This is a genomic window from Burkholderia guangdongensis (assembly GCF_013403875.1).
GTDB classification, from domain to species: domain Bacteria; phylum Pseudomonadota; class Gammaproteobacteria; order Burkholderiales; family Burkholderiaceae; genus Burkholderia; species Burkholderia guangdongensis.
The window spans coordinates 150,281-167,885 of record NZ_JACBNX010000011.1; the positions used below are offsets into that span (position 1 = coordinate 150,281).

Sequence of the window (17,605 nt, forward strand, 5' to 3'; positions counted from 1 at the left end):
GGCGCGCCGCTCAAGCCGCGTCGTCCGCCGTGACGGCGGCCTCGTCGTCGTGCGCGCGGCGCGCTTCCGCGTCGAGCAGCGCGGCCTTGCGGCGCAGCCCCCAGCGATACCCGGCGAGCGCGCCGCCCTTCTGCACGACGCGATGGCAGGGAATCGCGAGCGCGACCGGATTCGACGCGCACGCGGCCGCGACCGCCCGCACCGCGCTCGGCGCGCCGAGCGCTTGCGCGATGTCGGTGTAGCTGCGCGTCTCGCCGTACGGAATCCGCGCGAGCGCCTCCCAGACGCGCTGCTGGAACGCGGTCGGCGCGATGTCGAGCGGCAGGTCGAACGCGCGGCGCGAGCCGTTCAGATACGCATCGATCTGCGCGAGAAACGGCGCGATCCGCGCGGGCGCCTCGACGAGCTCGGCCCGTGCGAACGCGTCCTTCAGCGCATCGACGAGCGACGCGCGATCGTCGCCGAACGCGATCCGGCAGATCCCGTGCGCGGTTGCCGCGACGAGCGCGATGCCGAGCGGCGTCGACGCGCTCGCGTACTCGATCCGCAGCCCCGCGCCCTGGCGACGGAACGCGGACGGCGACATCCCGAGTTCGCGCGGCACCGACGCATAGAGCCGCGACGGCGACTGGAAGCCCGCGTCGAGCGCGGCCTGCGTGACCGGCTGGCCGCGCTCGAGCGCATTGCGCAGCGCAGCGCCGCGCCGCGCGGCCTGATACTGGCGGGGCGACACGCCGACGATGCGCGTGAACAGTTTCTGCAGATGGAACGGGCTGACGTGCACCGCGTCGCCGAGCTGCGCGAGCGTGAGCCGCTCCGGATGCGCATCGAGCACCGCGCACGCGCGATTCACGATCTCGAGGTCGCGCGGCAGCCCTTCGGGCTGGCAGCGCTTACAGGGCCGGAACCCGGCCGCGCGCGCGGCGGCCGGATCGTCGAAATACGCGACGTTCTCGCGGCGCGGCAGCCGCGACGCGCAGCTCGGGCGACAGAACACGCCGGTCGTCGTCACCGCGTAATAGAACGCGCCGTCCGCCTGCGGATCGCGGCCGGTCAGCGCGGCCCAGCGGGCGTCGTCGGTCGAATAGGCGGAAGTCATCGGAACCCTCGCATGCTCAGTGTGGATGGTGCCACTGTACGCATCCGCGCGCGCCGATGCGCGCCGAATCTTGCGCTGTCATTCGCGGCAGGCATCGAGGATGCGGCCCGGAAAATGTCACCGTCCGGTCATGTTTATGTTGCAGCGCAAATGCGACGAACTGTCGCCCTGACGTTTTTTAACACAAGAAATATTGCGTTGCACCATCCCGATGTGTATAGTTGGACCTGTCTCCTCCATGTCTCCTCCTGATATGGATTCAGCCCGTTCATCGCGAACGGGCTTTTTTTTGCCTGCGATCCTGACGGGGGTGCCGCAAGCGCCGCCGCCGGTGTGGTCTACACTCGATGAACCGGACCGCGAAGGAGCCCGCCCCGATGAAACCGACGATCCGCGGCATCGATCATGTCGTGCTGCGCGTGACCGACGTCGCCGCGATGACCCGCTTTTACTGCGACGCCGTCGGCTGTCGCGTGGAGAAGGAGCAGCCGGATCTCGGCCTCGTGCAGCTTCGCGCGGGCACCGCGCTGATCGACCTGCTCACGGTCGGCGCGAAGATCGACCGCCCCGACAGCGGGCCGCCCGGCGCCGGACGCAATCTCGATCACCTGTGCCTGCGCGTCGAGCCGTTCGACGCGGCCGCGCTGATCGCGCACTTCGCCGCGCACGGCGCGCACCCCGGCACCGTCGAGGAACGCTACGGCGCGGACGGCTACGGGCCGTCGCTCTATCTGTTCGATCCCGAAGGCAACATGCTCGAGCTCAAGGGGCCGCCGCCCGTGATCGCGTGATCGCGTGATCGCGCGGCGCGCGCACGCCGAAGTGTGCGCTCACACGCCGTCGCGCGGCTTCAGCATCGTCCACTCGATCGCGACCGGATCGTGCTCGGCGCTCGACAGCCACGCGGCGCCGTCCTGCACCGTGCACTGCAGGCGCATCGACCGCTGCGCGAGCTGGCCGAGCGCCGCCGCAACGCCGTCGGTGAGCGACAGCACCTGCACGTTGCGCAGCCGCTCGACCTTGCCGCGCACGCCCTGCCACCAGATGTCGGACGTCTTGCCGCCGTACGCGATCACGGTGACCTGCGCGGCGCGCCCGGCCGCCTTCGCGATGCGCCGCTCGTCGGGCTGGCCGACCTCGATCCACGCGTCGATCGCGCCCGTCAGATCCTTCAGCCACAGATCGGGCTCGTCGACGTCCGACAGCCCCTTGCCGAACTCGAGCCGCTCGTGCGCGTTGAGCGCGAACGCGGCGATGCGCACCATCATCCGCTCGTCGGTCTCCGACGGATGGCGCGCGACGGTCAGCGCGTGATCGGCGTAGTAATGCCGATCCATGTCGGCGATTTGCAGTTCGGCTTTGTAGATCGTGGATTTGAGCGCCATGTGGGAGAGGCCCTGACGGGCTATCGAGTCGGTCCGGGCCGTGATGATACCGAATGCCCGGCCCGACGGTCCGTCGCTGGCCGCCTCTGGTCGCCTCTGGTCGCCTCTGGTCGCCACGAAGACGCAAACGGCCCGGCATCATGCCGGGCCGCGTTCGGGTGCCGCACACCGGCCTGGGCCGGCACGCGCAGGTTACCGCTGATCGACGGAAGGTTACTGCTTGATGAAGCGCGAAGGCGCCCACAGACCTTGCTGGTCGCTGTTGTCGGCGCTGACGAATTGCACCTCGCCGTTGTCGACGGCCACCACGCGGAAGCGCTGGCCTGCCGGCACCGACAGACAACGGAAATCGTCGAAATATTGCTGCTTCGCCTGATCCTTGCCGTCGTGCTCGTGCGTCAGCACGGAATCCAGACTGTCCTTCGACAGACAGCCGAATGCGTTTTGCGTCAGCTGGATTTCCTGCTGCGGCTTGACGCTGGAATCGCCGCCGGCCTGGGCAACCGATGCCAGGGCAAACGTACCGACGAGCGCAATGAAAACACCGGTTCGCTTCATCATGTTTGAGTCTCCGTACTCGCGGCCATCAGGCTCGCGGTTTAGCTATGTGCTTACAGGTGATCGTGAACCCGCGCCTTTGATCCTAGAAGACGTGACGGCGATAGCAAGCACATTCGTTGTGCACTCGCAATAGCGGCGAATTGTCGCACCCTGCGCAGCGCGGTTTCGGGGGCGCATCGCGGCGCGGCGAATTCGCTGAATGCGCGATGAATGACGCAACACGGCGCCCGCGAAACGTTCTACCGCAAGGCACTGAGCGAAACGGGCCCGATTCCGTTGAACGGTTTGGATAATCCATTTCGTCGTCCGGATTATTTTGATGCGCCGCACATAAAGTCGCAACAGAAAACGCCCGATTTATTGCGATGAGCCACCATTTCGGTCACATACAAGAAAAATGCCAGATAGCGCCACACTCCGAATTTACCCGAATCGCACGGCGGCCTTGATGCGCAACGCGTGATGTCGAAAATAACCGGCCGCGACGCGTCGCGCGGAAAATCCGGGTGCGATATTTTGAATTCCAAAGCATTCGGCGTGCCATTCAATGGCCAATTCGAATCCGCATTTTCCCCTGAGTGAATTCCGGACACCCTCGAAATGCCGGATTGCCGCCCGCGCGCATTGTAAGAAAATGAAGTTGGGCGCCGGACAGCGTGCCGGTACCAGCCTAGAATGGGTTAAAGATTCTGCGCGCACGAAGGGAGGCTACCGTGATCGAGCAAGTGATCCTCGGTGCGTTTCTGATACTGCCGCTCGTGATCGTGGCCGTGCTGTTTTCCGATGAACTCTGGCAGGAACATCGGCGGCAGCATCCGCGCGACGAGAACGCGCCGCATATCGACTGGAAACACCCTTGGCGACGCGTGCGACGCGGACATTGAGCGTCCGTCGCACGCCGCCGCTCCCCTGCACGCCCGCATCCGACGCGGGCGCGTGGTTCGCACGCGCCGGCCACGCGTGCCGTATCGATCCGACTGCGAGACTGACGTGAACGACACCCGATCCCCCGACATTCCGCACGAAACGATCGATCTGCAGATCGCGGACGTGCTGGCCTCGATCAAGTATCCGGCGAACAAGGACACGCTCGTCGACGCGGCCCGCGAAGCGGGCGCGAGCAACGAAGTGCTGGTCATGCTCGACGGGCTCCCAGAGCAGGATTACGACGACATCGACGCGGTCACGCGCTGGGTCGCCGGCAACTACGGGCCGGGGCTCGGGGTCTGAGCGCGGCGGGCGCGGGTGACGCCGCGCGTCGTTCGCGCCGGCGCAACGCGAAGCGCATGGCGGCTCGCGGAAGGGTCGAAAGCAGCGCGCGTTAATGCGCCGTTACGCATGTACGGTCAGGAAACGATTGCTTACAGCCGCGGCGAGAAGTCGCCGATATGCTGGCGGCAAATCGTTCCTGATCGGATAAATCGCCATGAAAACCCTGATTTTGATCATCGGTGTCGCCGCACTGCTGAGCGGCTGCATCGTCGTACCCGCGAACGGCTATTACGGCGGCGGCGGCTACTACCATCACCACCACGACTGGGATTGACGGCGGCGGATGACGAGCGCGCGCTCGAAGCCGAATACGCGCTCGCGCCAGACCTCAGACACCGTACACGGCGTCCCGCATCGCCAGCGTGAGCGCACCCGACATGCCTTCGTACGCGGCCTCCAGCACGCGCAGCACGTCGTCGGCCGTCCCGACCATCCCCGCGCCGCCCGACGGGAACGCCGCCGGATCGAACGCCCGCGACGGTGCGAAGCGCACCGACACGCCGTGCCCTTCGGGAAGCGGCACGTCGACGTTTTCTGTCATCCGCTCGGGCTGCGGGCGGGCATCCGCCGTGGACGCAGGAGGCCCATCCCTATATCGCGCATTTGTGTGCCCTCGCGTATGCCAAAAACTGCGCGCCTACAGGGTGACCTGTTCGAACTGCCCCTTACCGGAGAAATTGTAAGGAACCTTGAATGCGGCTCCGCCCTTGATCCCCTCGGACTGCTCGATGATCCGCGGCCACCAGCGCACCAGGTTATGCGCCTTATCCCAGAACTGGTGATTCGACCATCCTTTGTCTAGAAAAAAGACGATCAACCCTGCTCGCCGCAACGCCTCCCGTTCCAGCCCTTTGTTTAGCTTGTCGTGGGTGATGACGGACCATCCCCCCTCATTAGACAAAGCATCGATCCAATCCGAATCGATCGTATTTGGGGAGAACATTTCCTTCAGGTGGGCAACCGAATGCCCCCAAGGCTCGGATAGCGCATGCAAGGCCTTTGCCAAGGCCGGTGGCAGGTTGTTGTCAACGAAGAATCTCACGCGGCTATCAGGCTTTCTTCGAAAGCGATCGCCGCGTCGACAGCGGCAACCGGCACTTCATAAAGCCTCGCAACGAAATTCTTATCGCCCTCCACGGCAAATGCGTCATACAGGATCGACGTCCTGACGGCGCCATCCGTGACGATCGGCTTTCCGAACGCAATCTCAGGATCAAGCACAACCGCTTTGCTTCGCAGAGTTGGGTACCACCTCGCCGCCACCTGATCCCGACCAAACTCGATGCCGCTGTACAGCGATGGTTCAATTATTTTCCGGAACGCATACTGCCTCCGGACCAGATCCAGCAACTCGGTCTCCCCGGTTTCCTCCATGGCGGACGCGAAAATAGTGCGGCCGTCAGTCCGGAATTTGCGGGAAGTGAACGGGTAGTTCGTGTCGAATAGCTCACGCGCTCGCTGGCTTGCCAGACGGATGGTCTGCAAGCTGACGCCATGCTGGCGAAACGCCCGCACAAACCGAACTTCGAGGAGATCGTGGAAGCTGATGCCATCCACCTGATCATCAAATTCTGTTTCCCAGAGGGCGGGGACAGCAACCGGCGCTTCGTGCTTCTTGTCCCGGTATGAGTAGCCGCTCAACCACCGGCGCAGGTCTCGAAGCGGGATTTTTGTAAGCCGAGCCGCTTCATGGAAGGTATATAGGCCGACGCCTGTAAGCTTCATGCGCACCTCCCTCCAGAAAGTTGACTCGCCGAGATTGCCCCGGTGCCCGATAGACGTTTAATTTTACCGAAATCCCCCCGCCGCCTCCGCGGCGCGACGTCGCCCCCCGCGGCAGCCCCTCACTTCCCAATACAAAACCGACTAAAAATCACCCCCAGCAAATCATCCGACGTAAATTCCCCGGTAATTCCGTTCAACTGCTCCTGCGCGAGCCGCAGCTCCTCCGCGAACAGATCGAGCGCCTGAGCGCGCTGCTCCGCATGCGCGGCCGCCATCTCCAGATGCGCTTGCGCCGCGCGCAGCGCGATCAGGTGCCGCTCGCGCGCGAGATACACGCCCTCCGCGCCCGCCTGCCAGCCCGCGATCCGCAGCAATTCGCCGCGCAGCAGATCGATCCCGTCGCCGCGCTTCGCCGACAGCCGCACCTCGCACAGATCCGAGCGACCCGCGCAGGCGCTACCCGCATCCGCGCGGCCGGCGTCAGTCCCCTCCGCCCCTCCCACCCGCGCAACCGACGCCAACACGCCCGTCAGATCCGTCTTGTTCAGCACCCGCACGACCGGCACGCCCGCCGGAAACCGCGCGGCGATCGTCCCGTCGTCGGGCGTCATCCCGACTCGCGCATCGAGCAGGTGCAGCACCACATCCGCCCGCTCGATCTCGCTCCACGTGCGCGCGATGCCGATCCGCTCGACCTCGTCTTCGGTCTCGCGCAGCCCCGCCGTGTCGATCACGTGCAGCGGAATCCCCTCGACCTGGATCGTCTGCGCGACCTTGTCGCGCGTCGTCCCCGCGATCGGCGTGACGATCGCGAGCTCCGCGCCCGCGAGCGCATTCAGCAGCGACGACTTGCCGACGTTCGGCTGCCCCGCGAGCACGACCGACAGCCCTTCGCGCAACAGCGCGCCCTGCCGCGCGTCGCCGAGCACGCGCGCGAGCTGCGCGCGGATGCTCGCGAGCTTGCCGCGCGCATCCGCGGCCTCGAGGAAGTCGATCTCCTCTTCCGGAAAATCGAGCGTCGCCTCGACCAGCATCCGCAGATTGATCACGTCGTCGACGAGCGCATGAATCTGCCGCGAGAACGCGCCGTCGAGCGAGCGCCCCGCCGAACGCGCGGCCGCCTCGGTGCTCGCCTCGATCAGGTCGGCAACCGCCTCCGCCTGCGCGAGATCGAGCTTGTCGTTCAGGAACGCACGCCGCGTGAACTCGCCCGGCTCCGCGAGCCGCAGCCCGAATCCGCGCCCCGCGTCGAGGCAGCGCTGCAGCAGCAGCTGCATCACGATCGGCCCACCATGCCCCTGCAGCTCGAGCACGTGCTCGCCCGTATACGAATGCGGCGCCGGGAAATAGAGCGCGATGCCCCGGTCGAGCGTCGCACCGTGCGCATCGAGGAACGGCACGTAGCTCGCATGGCGCGGCGCGATGCGCTGGCCGAGCAGCGCGTCGAGCAACGGCAGCGCGGCCGCCTCGCCGCCTCGCCCGAACGACACGCGGACGACACCGATCCCGCCGCGCCCGGCAGCGGTGGCAATGGCGACGATCGGATCGGAATCGGTGGCGAGCATGGCAGTCGGGGCAGGATCAGCGGTGAAACGGCGCGCCCGCGCTGCGGCGCGGGCCTCGGGACGCCGGCATTGTAGCCTGCCGCCGCGCGCGCGGCCCACGCCCGGCCGCCCCGACAGCACGCGTCTCCCGGTTTATCCCAATTACGATAATAAAAATCTCAATAACAATGGAGATTCGAGATAACAAATGGACGAAATGCTGGCCGGATCGGCTTGACCGCCAACGGCTCCGGCGCGGGCCCGGTCGAGCACGCCGTTAGCCCGGATGCCGCCTGATCAGGCTAAGTCTAGCCTCATCGGTTGTCTCCTGCGTGCCGGTCGAATTGCACAATCTCGCCATGCCGACATCCGATGAGAAAACGGCGTTCACCGAACGCCTGAAATTCGCCTTGCTGCGCAGCCCGGAGAAGATCACGGGTGCGACCGAGCTTGCGCTGCATTTCAATCTCCGGCATCGCGGCGAGCACCCGGTCTCGCCGCAGACCGCGCACAAATGGCTGACCGGCCGTACGATTCCGACCGCCGATAAACTGCGCACGCTCGCGGAATGGCTTCGCGTCGATCTGCACTGGCTGCACTATGGCCCGCCGCCGAATGCCGCGGCGCGCTCGACGCCGCAACCGCTGCCGCGCGACGAACGCTATCCGCCGACGCCCGAAACGATCGAGCTTGCGTCGAAAATCGAGGCGCTGTCACCGCATCATCGCTACCTGGTTCAGGAACTGGTCGCGCAATTCTACGGCGAGACGTCGAAGCGCTGAGCCGGCACCCGTCGCGCGAAACCATCCGATCCATGCAAAAAGCCGCGCGGCTCACGCCACGCGGCTTTTTGCATTGCGACAACCCGGTCGAACGGAGCGCTCGAAGCGCCCCGTCCGTCGAGTCGGGCGTCAGGCCGCCGGCTTCTTCTTCGCGCCGCCGAGCGTGCGCGTGATGTAGTACTGCTGCGCGATCGACAACACGTTGTTCACGACGTAGTACAGCACGAGGCCGGCCGGGAAGAAGAAGAACATCACCGAGAACGCGAGCGGCATGAACATCATCATCTTCGCCTGCACCGGGTCCGGCGGCGTCGGGTTCAGCTTCGTCTGCACGAACATCGACACGGCCATCAGGATCGGCAGCAGACCGATCGGCGCGTTGAGGATCGGCAGCGTGCCGAGCAGGCTGTCCGGCGCGGACAGGTCGTGGATCCACAGAATCCACGGCGCGCCGCGCATCTCGACCGACGCGAGCAGCACCCAGTACAGCGAGATGAACACCGGGATCTGGATCACGACCGGCAGGCAGCCGCCGAACGGATTGACCTTCTCGGTCTTGTACAGCTCCATCAGCGCGGCGTTCATCTTCTGCGGATCGCTCTTGAAGCGTTCGCGCAGCGCCTGCATGCGCGGCGTGATCTCCTTCATCCGCGCCATCGACTTGTAGCTCGCGGCCGACAGCGGGAAGAACACGGCCTTGATCAGCAGCGTGAGCAGCACGATCGCCCAGCCCCAGTTGCCGACCAGCCCGTGAATCTTCTCGAGCAGCCAGAACAGCGGCTTCGCGATGATCGTCACCCAGCCGTAATCCTTCACGAGCTCGAGGCCCGGCGCGATGCCCTCGAGCATCCGCTGCTCTTCCGGACCGGCGAACAGCCGCGCGGACACGTCGGCCGACTGGCCCGGCGCGATCGTCGCGACCGCCTGCTGCACGCCGACGCGGTACAGGCCCGGCGACAACTGCTCGACGTAGTTCTTGCGCGCGGTGCCTTCCTTCGGAATCCACGCGGACGCGAAGTAGTGCTGGACCATCGCGACCCAGCCGTTGTCGGCGGTTTCGAGGTAGTCGGCCTTCTTCTTGTCGATGTCGCTGAACGTGATCTTCTGGAAGTGCTTCTGGTCGCTGTAGACCGCCGGCCCGAGGAACGTGTGCGTGAAGCGCGGCCCGTCGACGGCCTCGCCGTCGCGCACGAGCTCCATGTACGCGGTCGGCGACACCGGCGCGGTGCCGACGTTGTCGATCTTCTCGTCGACGCCGATCACGTAGCTGCCGCGCGTGAACGTGTAGGTCTTCACGACCTTCACGCCGCCCTTCTCCGGCGATTCGAACGACAGCTTCAGCGTGTTCTGGTCGGCCGTCAGCGACGTCGGGCCGGCGACCGGCGTGAACACGTCGTTGTGGTTCGGGAAGTCGCCGCCGAACAGGCCCGTGCGCGCGACGTAGGTATGCGACGGCGACTGGTCGAACAGCGTGACCGATTCATCGGCGCCCTTGCCCGGGCTCGGGTACTTCAGCACGAGCTTCGCGAGCGTGCCGCCGCGCGTGTCGATCTGGCCTTCGTAGACGTCGGTCGAGAAATTCACGAGCTGCGCGGGTGCGGCGGGTGCCGTCGTGGCAGGCGCGACGCCGGCCGCGGCGGCCGGCAGTGTCGCCGTCGATGCCGTCGCGCTCGCGGCGCCCGGCGTGCCGTTCGCGGCCGAAGGCGCGCTCGTCTGCGTGACGTTCGGGAAGAACATCGACGGGCGTCCATGGGATCGCTGCCAGTTGTCGAACAGCATGACAGCTGACACGAAGAAGATCACCCATAGGACGGTGCGTTTGATATCCATGCGTTGTCTCAGAGTCGATGGGACTGCGCGTCGGCGGAGGCGCCGGCGCGTGTATCGGAGGTGGGCGGCGGGACGAGGTCGATGCCGCCCGCGGAAAACGGATGGCATCGGCATACGCGCCTCGCGGCGAGATACGCACCGCGCGCGGCGCCATGATACTGGATTGCCTCGCGCGCGTAATCCGAACAGGAAGGATAAAAACGGCAGCGGCTGCCGAGCAGCGGGCTCACGGCAACCTTGTAGAAACGCAGCAACGCGATCAATACCGTTTGCATGGCGAGGGCGGCGTCGGATACGCCGCGTCAGGGCTAATCGGGCACGACAGTACGGACCCGGCCGGTCGGCCGCGTCCGTCGAGCACGCGCAAACGCCGCCCGCGTGAAGCGGGCTCAAGCGACAGGCAAGCGGCGGCCATCAAGCGGCGGCGTCAGCCGGACGTCGGCGTCGCCGCGCCACGACGAGCGATCTCCCGAACCGCCCGGTCGAGCAGCTCGCGGATTTCGCTCGCGCACATCGCCGCGAGCGGCGCGGACGCGGCGCTCGGCAGCGCCTTCCTGTCGAACTTCGCGTGCTGGCGCAGCAGCAGATCCCAGCCGGCGAACTCCGCGCGGCGCAAGCGGAACGCGTCGCGCGCGAGCCGCTTCACGAGATTGCGCGTGACCGCCCGCGGCGCGTACTTCTTGCCGACGACGAGCCCGAGCCGCGCCGGTTGCCCGGTCGGCTTGCCGTAAATGACGAAGTGCGCGGAGCGCCGCCACGGCCGCAAACGAAAAACGGATGAAAATTCATCCGTTTTCAGAAGTCGCGCAGCTTTGGGAAAGGCGGCTTTCGCTTGCAACGGATTCGCACCCGGCTCGACAGCGGCCTCGCCCGCAGAACTGCGGACGGCGGACACGCGAGCGCCCGCCTTAGATCGCGAGACGCTTGCGGCCCTTCGCGCGGCGAGCGTTGATGACCTTGCGGCCGCCGGCGGTCTTCATGCGGACGCGGAAGCCATGGGTGCGCTTGCGGCGCGTCACGGACGGTTGGTAAGTACGTTTCATGATGCTCTCACTTGTTCGAGAATGTCGGGAATTCAGGGACCGCGTGCCGACCACACGCCATTACCGGCAGGCCGTCGTGCGAACGCAATCGCCGGAAATACAGGATTGGTTTTCGCGGAACCCGCTATTTAAACCGTTTTTCTCTTGACGGTCAATACTTTACGATGCCGCGCGAGCGGCTCCCGCGCAGGCGCGGCGGCGATGCAGCCGGCTCGGGCCTGTGCGATCCGCCCCCGGCAACCACCCCGCGCCCCTGTGGATAACTCCCGCTCGGACCGCGTTTGGCGGTAGAATCTCGCCTTATCTCCAAGAATCCCGCATGCCGCTTCGGCCCGCCGCCCGCCTCCAGCCCTGCCTGCAGCCGCTGTGACGCCGGCGCCCGAAGCACGCTCGCGCAACCGTATCGGGCCTTGTTGCGCATCCGCGACAAGAGTCGGCCGCCAGCGTGCGTGCAACCAATAACGACAGCAACTTGATGAACGATTTCTGGCAACACTGTTCCGCGCTACTGGAGCGTGAATTGACGCCCCAGCAGTACGTGACGTGGATCAAACCCTTGGCCCCGGTCGCCTTCGACGCAGCGGCGAACACGCTGTCGATCGCCGCGCCGAACCGCTTCAAGCTCGATTGGGTCAAGAGCCAGTTCTCGGGCCGGATCTCCGATCTGGCCCGCGATTTCTGGAACGCGCCGATCGAAGTCCAGTTCGTCCTCGATCCGAAAGCCGGCATGCGTCACGCGGCCACCGGGGCGACGGCGGCGCCGCGCGCGCCGCTGCCGCCGGGCGGCCCCGCGGCCGCCATCGCGGCCACCGCCGCCGCGGCAACAGCCGCTGCGAACGCTGCGGGTGCTGCCGGTGGGATGCCGGCTGCGTCGATCGCCGCGGCGAGCCTCGCGCAACTGACGGCCGACGACGCCGCCGATCTCGACCTGCCGAGCCTCACCGCGCACGAAGCAGCGGCCGGACGCCGTACGTGGCGGCCGGGCGCGGGCGCCGCGCCGGCCGCGGCGAGCGAGACGGACTCGATGTACGAGCGCTCGAAGCTGAATCCGGTCCTCACGTTCGACAACTTCGTGACCGGCAAGGCGAACCAGCTCGCGCGCGCGGCCGCGATCCAGGTCGCGGACAACCCCGGCATCTCGTACAACCCGCTGTTCCTGTACGGCGGCGTCGGCCTCGGCAAGACCCACCTGATCCACGCGATCGGCAACCAGCTGCTGCTCGACAAGGCCGGCGCGCGCATCCGCTACATCCACGCGGAGCAGTACGTGTCCGACGTCGTGAAGGCGTACCAGCGCAAGGCGTTCGACGACTTCAAGCGCTACTATCACTCGCTCGACCTGCTGCTGATCGACGATATCCAGTTCTTCTCCGGCAAGTCGCGCACGCAGGAGGAATTCTTCTACGCGTTCGAGGCGCTCGTCGCGAACAAGGCGCAGGTGATCATCACCAGCGACACGTATCCGAAGGAAATCTCCGGGATCGACGACCGGCTGATCTCGCGCTTCGATTCGGGCCTGACCGTCGCGATCGAGCCGCCCGAGCTCGAGATGCGCGTCGCGATCCTGATGCGCAAGGCGCAGTCGGAGGGCGTGAGCCTGTCGGAGGACGTCGCGTTCTTCGTCGCGAAGCATCTGCGCTCGAACGTGCGCGAGCTCGAGGGCGCGCTGCGCAAGATCCTCGCGTACTCGAAGTTCCACGGCCGCGAGATCTCGATCGAGCTGACGAAGGAAGCGCTGAAGGATCTGCTGACCGTGCAGAACCGGCAGATCTCGGTCGAGAACATCCAGAAGACCGTCGCCGACTTCTACAACATCAAGGTCGCCGACATGTATTCGAAGAAGCGTCCGGCGAACATCGCGCGGCCGCGCCAGATCGCGATGTACCTCGCGAAGGAGCTCACGCAGAAGAGCCTGCCGGAAATCGGCGAGCTGTTCGGCGGGCGCGACCACACGACCGTGCTGCACGCGGTGCGCAAGATCGCCGACGAACGCACGAAGGACGCGCAGCTCAACCACGAGCTGCACGTGCTCGAGCAGACGCTGAAGGGCTGATCCCGCCCGCCGTTGCAAAACCCGAAACCGCCCCAATTTAGAGGGGGCAATGCGGTTTTCAGGCACAATATGGGTTTGACCGCTCCGGCGGGGGCCTGCCGGCTCGTCCGGCGGAGCGTGGCGAGGCTTGCAGGCCGTCATCTCAACGAAGGAACTCTATGCAACTGGTCAAGACCGAACGAGACACCCTCCTCAGGCCGCTGCAAACGGTCAGCGGCATCGTCGAACGCCGTCATACGTTGCCGATCCTCGCCAATCTGCTGATCACCAAGACCGGCGAAGACGTGTCGTTCCTGTCGACCGACCTCGAACTCCAGATCACGACGCGCGCCGGCTTCGGCGTCGGCGGCGAACAGATCGCGACCACCGTCGCGGCGCGCAAGCTGCTCGACATCCTGCGCGCGATGCCCGACGGCCAGGTCACGCTGTCGCTCGCGGACAAGCGCCTGACGGTCCAGTCCGGCAAGAGCCGCTTCGCGCTGCAAACGTTGGCCGCCGACGAGTTCCCGACGGTCGCGCAGTCGAAGGATTTCGGCGCGAGCCTCTCGGTGCCGCAGAAAGCGTTCCGCCAGTTGCTCGGCATGGTCCACTTCGCGATGGCGCAGCAGGACATCCGCTACTACCTGAACGGGATGCTGCTCGTCGTCGACGGCGACCAGCTGATGGCGGTCGCGACCGACGGCCACCGCCTCGCGTTCTCGTCGATGAAGATCGAAGGCGCGTTCCCGCGCCAGGAAGTGATCGTGCCGCGCAAGACGATTCTCGAGCTGCAGCGCCTGCTCGAGGACATCGACGATACGGTCAAGATCGACATCGCGCAAACGCAGGCGAAGTTCACGTTCGGCCAGGTCGAGCTCGTGTCGAAGCTCGTCGAGGGCAAGTTCCCGGACTTCCAGCGCGTGATCCCGAAGGCGCACAAGAACACGTTCGAGATCGGCCGTGAAGAGCTACAGCGCTCGCTGCAGCGCGCGGCGATCCTGACGTCGGACAAATTCAAGGGCGTGCGCTGCATCATCGCGCCGGGCCAGCTGAAGATCATGTCGACGAACGCGGATCAGGAAGAGGCGCAGGAAGAGCTCGAGATCGCGTATCAGGGCGACACGGTCGACATCGGCTTCAACGTCACGTATCTGCTCGACGTGCTCGCGAACCTGAAGGTCGACACCGTGCAGGTGAGCCTCGGCGACGCAAGCTCGAGCGCGCTGATCACCGTACCCGAGAACGACGAATTCAAATACGTCGTGATGCCGATGCGCATCTGACGCCGCCGGCGCACACGACACTCACCAGGGGGCTGCGAGCCCCTTTGGCGTTTTTATGGCGCGTCCGAGCGCGCCGGGCAGAACCGGAACACACCATGACTGAACAGCACAATTCGCAGCCCGACACCAGCTACGGCGCCTCGTCGATCCAGATCCTCGAGGGTCTGGAGGCGGTGCGCAAGCGTCCCGGGATGTACATCGGCGACACGTCGGACGGCACCGGTCTGCACCACCTCGTGTTCGAAGTGCTCGACAACTCGATCGACGAAGCGCTCGCCGGGCACTGCAACGACATCCACGTGACGATCCACGCGGACAACTCGATCTCCGTCACCGACAACGGCCGCGGCATTCCGACCGACGTGAAGATGGACGACAAGCACGAGCCGAAGCGCTCGGCCGCCGAGATCGTGATGACCGAGCTGCACGCGGGCGGCAAGTTCGACCAGAACAGCTACAAGGTGTCGGGCGGCCTGCACGGCGTCGGCGTGTCGTGCGTGAACGCGCTGTCGAGCTGGCTGCGCCTCACCGTGCGCCGCAACGGCAAGAAGCACGCGATGGAATTCCACCGCGGCGTCGTGCAGAACCGCGTGCTCGAGGCGCGCAACGGCGTGGAGACCTCGCCGATGCTCGTGACCGGCGACACCGAGCAGCGCGGCACCGAAGTGCATTTCATGGCCGATCCGACGATTTTCGGCACCGTCGAGTATCACTACGACATCCTCGCGAAGCGCATTCGCGAGCTCTCGTTCCTGAACAACGGCGTGCGCATCCGCCTGACCGACCTGCGCAGCGGCAAGGAAGACGACTTCGCGTTCGTCGGCGGCGTGAAGGGCTTCGTCGAGTACATCAACAAGACGAAGACCGTGCTGCACCCGACGATCTTCCACGTGAACGCGGAGAAGGACGGCGTTGGCGTCGAGGTCGCGATGCAGTGGAACGACAGCTACAACGAGAACGTGCTCTGCTTCACGAACAACATTCCGCAGCGCGACGGCGGCACCCACCTGACGGGCCTGCGCGCGGCGATGACGCGCGTGATCAACAAGTACATCGCGGACAACGAGATCGCGAAGAAGGCGAAGGTCGAGACGTCCGGCGACGACATGCGCGAAGGGCTGTCGTGCGTGCTGTCGGTGAAGGTGCCCGAGCCGAAGTTCAGCTCGCAGACGAAGGACAAGCTGGTGTCGTCGGAAGTGCGCGCGCCGGTGGAGGAAATGGTCGCGAAGGCGCTCGAGGAATTCCTGCTCGAGACGCCGAACGACGCGAAGATCATCTGCGGGAAGATCGTCGAGGCCGCGCGCGCGCGCGACGCCGCGCGCAAGGCGCGCGAGATGACGCGCCGCAAGGGCGTGCTCGACGGCGTCGGGCTGCCGGGCAAGCTCGCGGACTGCCAGGAGAAGGATCCGTCGAAGTCGGAGATCTACATCGTCGAGGGCGATTCGGCGGGCGGGTCGGCCAAGCAGGGCCGCGACCGCAAGTTCCAGGCGATCCTGCCGCTGCGCGGCAAGGTGCTGAACGTCGAGAAGGCGCGCTACGACAAGCTGCTGGCGTCCGAGCAGATCGTCACGCTCGTGACCGCGCTCGGCTGCGGGATCGGCAAGGACGACTACAACCTCGACAAGCTCCGCTATCACCGGATCATCATCATGACCGACGCGGACGTCGACGGTGCGCACATCCGCACGCTGCTGCTCACGTTCTTCTATCGGCAGATGCCGGAGATGGTCGAGCGCGGTTATGTGTACATCGCGCAGCCGCCGCTGTACAAGGTGAAGGCGGGCAAGGACGAGCGCTATCTGAAGGACGACTCGGAGCTGAACGCGCACATGCTGCGGCTCGCGCTGCAGGGCTCGGCGCTGGTGCCGGGCACGGACGCGACGCCGATCACCGGCGACGCGCTCGGTGAGCTCGCGCGTTCGTATCTGCTCTCGCAGAGCGTGATCGACCGGCTCGCCCGGCTGTACGACCCGGCGGCGCTCGAGGCGATCATGGACGGCGTCGCGATCGATCTGGGCAGCGAGGAGGCGACGGAGGCATCCGCGAAGGCGCTGCAGGCCGCGCTCGAGGACAGCGCGCACAAGCACGATGAAGTGCGTGTGGTGCCGGCGTATGACCCGGTGCGCGAGCTGCGGTCGTTGCGCATCGAGCGGCCGCATCATGGGAATGTGCGTGTTTCCGTTCTTGATGAGGAGTTTCAGCTGACGGCGGATTATCAGCAGCTGGTGAACACCGCGAATTTGTTCAAGGGGCTGATCGGCGAAGGCGCGGTGATCAAGCGCGGTGAGCGCAGCATGGCCGTGACGGACTTCAAGAGCGCGATGAAGTGGCTGATCGCCGATGCGGAACGGAACGTGTCGAAGCAGCGGTATAAGGGGCTCGGGGAGATGAACCCGGAGCAGCTGTGGGATACGACGATGAATCCGGAAGTCAGGCGGTTGTTGAGGGTGCAGATCGAGGACGCGATCGCGGCGGATGGGATCTTTACCACGCTGATGGGGGATGAGGTCGAGCCGCGTAGAGCGTTTATCGAGAGTAATGCGTTGAGGGCGGGGAATATTGATGTTTGAGGGTTGGGAGCTCTCGTAGGACGCTGGGGGCGGTGCGACTGGTGTAGTGAGTCATTGTCTTGCAGTAAAAGCCGTGAGGATGGTTTCGTCCCACGGCTTTTTTGTTTTTTGTGACCCGTCCTGAAATAGGTTGACACTTTTTCGACGAATCGAAGGGGCGCAAACGGCCACCCAGCCAGCGAAGCTGCCGTCGGCATGCTGTCATTCAAATGTCTCCTTCACTTCGAAAGCGATCGCCGCCGGCCTGTTGAGGCGACCGGCAGATCCAGATCGATTTCAGCCGGCTGAGGGAGGGGGGCCGGTCATTAACGGTTCTTCACGCTATGCAGGCGAACGGCTGGAGGTATCCGGAATTTCGTGTGTGAGGCGGGTTGAGACTCAGATTCCGATATTGAATCGCTCCGGGTAAAGCAGTGCAAACTGCGTCATCGCGCCTTTCCAATCGTGCCGGGAGCCGGTCCACTTGGCAACGACGTTAC

General features: G+C 65.4%; 18 protein-coding genes and 1 pseudogene. 8 read left to right on the forward strand and 11 right to left on the reverse strand.

The window, feature by feature from the left end; translation table 11 throughout:
* Positions 1–10 precede the first annotated feature (10 nt).
* Complete coding sequence (ada, locus tag HZI36_RS12690; protein ID WP_179402999.1) at positions 11–1,099, reverse strand: bifunctional DNA-binding transcriptional regulator/O6-methylguanine-DNA methyltransferase Ada; 1,089 nt, start codon at positions 1,097–1,099, stop codon at positions 11–13.
* Positions 1,100–1,476: 377 nt separating this feature from the next.
* Between ada and HZI36_RS12695 the strand changes: the two genes are divergently transcribed.
* Complete coding sequence (locus HZI36_RS12695; protein WP_179403000.1) at positions 1,477–1,890, forward strand: VOC family protein; 414 nt, start codon at positions 1,477–1,479, stop codon at positions 1,888–1,890.
* Between the two features lie 39 nt (positions 1,891–1,929).
* Here HZI36_RS12695 and HZI36_RS12700 read toward each other — a convergent pair whose 3' ends face one another.
* Positions 1,930–2,484 (reverse strand): YaeQ family protein, encoded by a 555-nt coding sequence (locus HZI36_RS12700; RefSeq protein WP_179403001.1) that lies wholly within the window; start codon positions 2,482–2,484, stop codon positions 1,930–1,932.
* 213 nt (positions 2,485–2,697) lie between these two features.
* Positions 2,698–3,045 (reverse strand): surface attachment protein Sap1, encoded by a 348-nt coding sequence (sap1, locus tag HZI36_RS12705; RefSeq protein ID WP_179403002.1) that lies wholly within the window; start codon positions 3,043–3,045, stop codon positions 2,698–2,700.
* A 210-nt stretch (positions 3,046–3,255) separates the two neighbouring features.
* Here sap1 and HZI36_RS12710 point away from each other — a divergent pair, with 210 nt between their 5' ends.
* From HZI36_RS12710 to HZI36_RS26995, 3 genes are all read left to right on the forward strand, one after another.
* Entirely contained in the window at positions 3,256–3,414 is a 159-nt protein-coding gene (locus HZI36_RS12710; protein WP_179403003.1) for a hypothetical protein, read from the forward strand.
* 344 nt (positions 3,415–3,758) lie between these two features.
* Complete coding sequence (locus HZI36_RS12715; protein ID WP_179403004.1) at positions 3,759–3,929, forward strand: hypothetical protein; 171 nt, start codon at positions 3,759–3,761, stop codon at positions 3,927–3,929.
* Positions 3,930–4,035: 106 nt separating this feature from the next.
* Positions 4,036–4,275 carry a DUF2795 domain-containing protein gene (locus tag HZI36_RS26995; protein WP_179403005.1) on the forward strand — a complete coding sequence of 80 codons (240 nt, stop codon included), beginning with the start codon at positions 4,036–4,038 and terminating at the stop codon, positions 4,273–4,275.
* Between the two features lie 394 nt (positions 4,276–4,669).
* Here the strand turns inward: HZI36_RS26995 and HZI36_RS12725 are convergent.
* The 4 genes and pseudogenes from HZI36_RS12725 to mnmE form a co-directional block, all read right to left on the reverse strand.
* Positions 4,670–4,885, reverse strand: a pseudogene (locus HZI36_RS12725) (serine hydrolase); the annotation flags it as partial.
* Positions 4,886–4,954: 69 nt separating this feature from the next.
* On the reverse strand, positions 4,955–5,359 hold the full coding sequence (locus HZI36_RS12730) for a PIN-like domain-containing protein (protein ID WP_179403006.1): 405 nt from the start codon (positions 5,357–5,359) through the stop codon (positions 4,955–4,957).
* Positions 5,356–6,042: a MerR family transcriptional regulator gene (locus HZI36_RS12735; RefSeq protein WP_179403007.1), complete on the reverse strand. Its 687-nt coding sequence runs from the start codon at positions 6,040–6,042 to the stop codon at positions 5,356–5,358. The genes HZI36_RS12730 and HZI36_RS12735 overlap by 4 nt, the downstream gene beginning before the upstream one ends.
* A 119-nt stretch (positions 6,043–6,161) precedes the next feature.
* Positions 6,162–7,607: a tRNA uridine-5-carboxymethylaminomethyl(34) synthesis GTPase MnmE gene (gene mnmE / locus HZI36_RS12740; RefSeq protein WP_179403008.1), complete on the reverse strand. Its 1,446-nt coding sequence runs from the start codon at positions 7,605–7,607 to the stop codon at positions 6,162–6,164.
* Positions 7,608–7,945: 338 nt separating this feature from the next.
* On the opposite strand from mnmE, the gene HZI36_RS12745 reads away from it, so the two are divergent.
* Positions 7,946–8,368 carry a transcriptional regulator gene (locus HZI36_RS12745; protein WP_179403009.1) on the forward strand — a complete coding sequence of 141 codons (423 nt, stop codon included), beginning with the start codon at positions 7,946–7,948 and terminating at the stop codon, positions 8,366–8,368.
* Positions 8,369–8,497: 129 nt separating this feature from the next.
* On the opposite strand, the gene yidC is transcribed toward HZI36_RS12745, so the two are convergent.
* The 4 genes from yidC to rpmH all read right to left on the reverse strand — a co-directional run bounded on the left by yidC (position 8,498) and on the right by rpmH (position 11,241).
* Complete coding sequence (yidC, locus tag HZI36_RS12750; protein ID WP_179403010.1) at positions 8,498–10,198, reverse strand: membrane protein insertase YidC; 1,701 nt, start codon at positions 10,196–10,198, stop codon at positions 8,498–8,500.
* 8 nt (positions 10,199–10,206) lie between these two features.
* Entirely contained in the window at positions 10,207–10,473 is a 267-nt protein-coding gene (yidD, locus tag HZI36_RS12755; RefSeq protein WP_179403011.1) for a membrane protein insertion efficiency factor YidD, read from the reverse strand.
* A gap of 152 nt (positions 10,474–10,625) precedes the next feature.
* Positions 10,626–11,093, reverse strand: coding sequence for a ribonuclease P protein component (gene rnpA, locus HZI36_RS12760; protein ID WP_179403012.1), 468 nt, complete (start codon positions 11,091–11,093; stop codon positions 10,626–10,628).
* 13 nt (positions 11,094–11,106) lie between these two features.
* On the reverse strand, positions 11,107–11,241 hold the full coding sequence (gene rpmH / locus HZI36_RS12765; RefSeq protein WP_004198824.1) for a 50S ribosomal protein L34: 135 nt from the start codon (positions 11,239–11,241) through the stop codon (positions 11,107–11,109).
* 475 nt (positions 11,242–11,716) lie between these two features.
* Here rpmH and dnaA point away from each other — a divergent pair, with 475 nt between their 5' ends.
* From dnaA to gyrB, 3 genes are all read left to right on the forward strand, one after another.
* Positions 11,717–13,294: a chromosomal replication initiator protein DnaA gene (gene dnaA / locus HZI36_RS12770; RefSeq protein ID WP_218883849.1), complete on the forward strand. Its 1,578-nt coding sequence runs from the start codon at positions 11,717–11,719 to the stop codon at positions 13,292–13,294.
* Between the two features lie 158 nt (positions 13,295–13,452).
* Positions 13,453–14,556 (forward strand): DNA polymerase III subunit beta, encoded by a 1,104-nt coding sequence (dnaN, locus tag HZI36_RS12775; RefSeq protein ID WP_179403014.1) that lies wholly within the window; start codon positions 13,453–13,455, stop codon positions 14,554–14,556.
* Positions 14,557–14,651: 95 nt separating this feature from the next.
* Positions 14,652–17,126 carry a DNA topoisomerase (ATP-hydrolyzing) subunit B gene (gene gyrB, locus HZI36_RS12780; RefSeq protein WP_179403015.1) on the forward strand — a complete coding sequence of 825 codons (2,475 nt, stop codon included), beginning with the start codon at positions 14,652–14,654 and terminating at the stop codon, positions 17,124–17,126.
* Positions 17,127–17,605 lie beyond the last annotated feature (479 nt).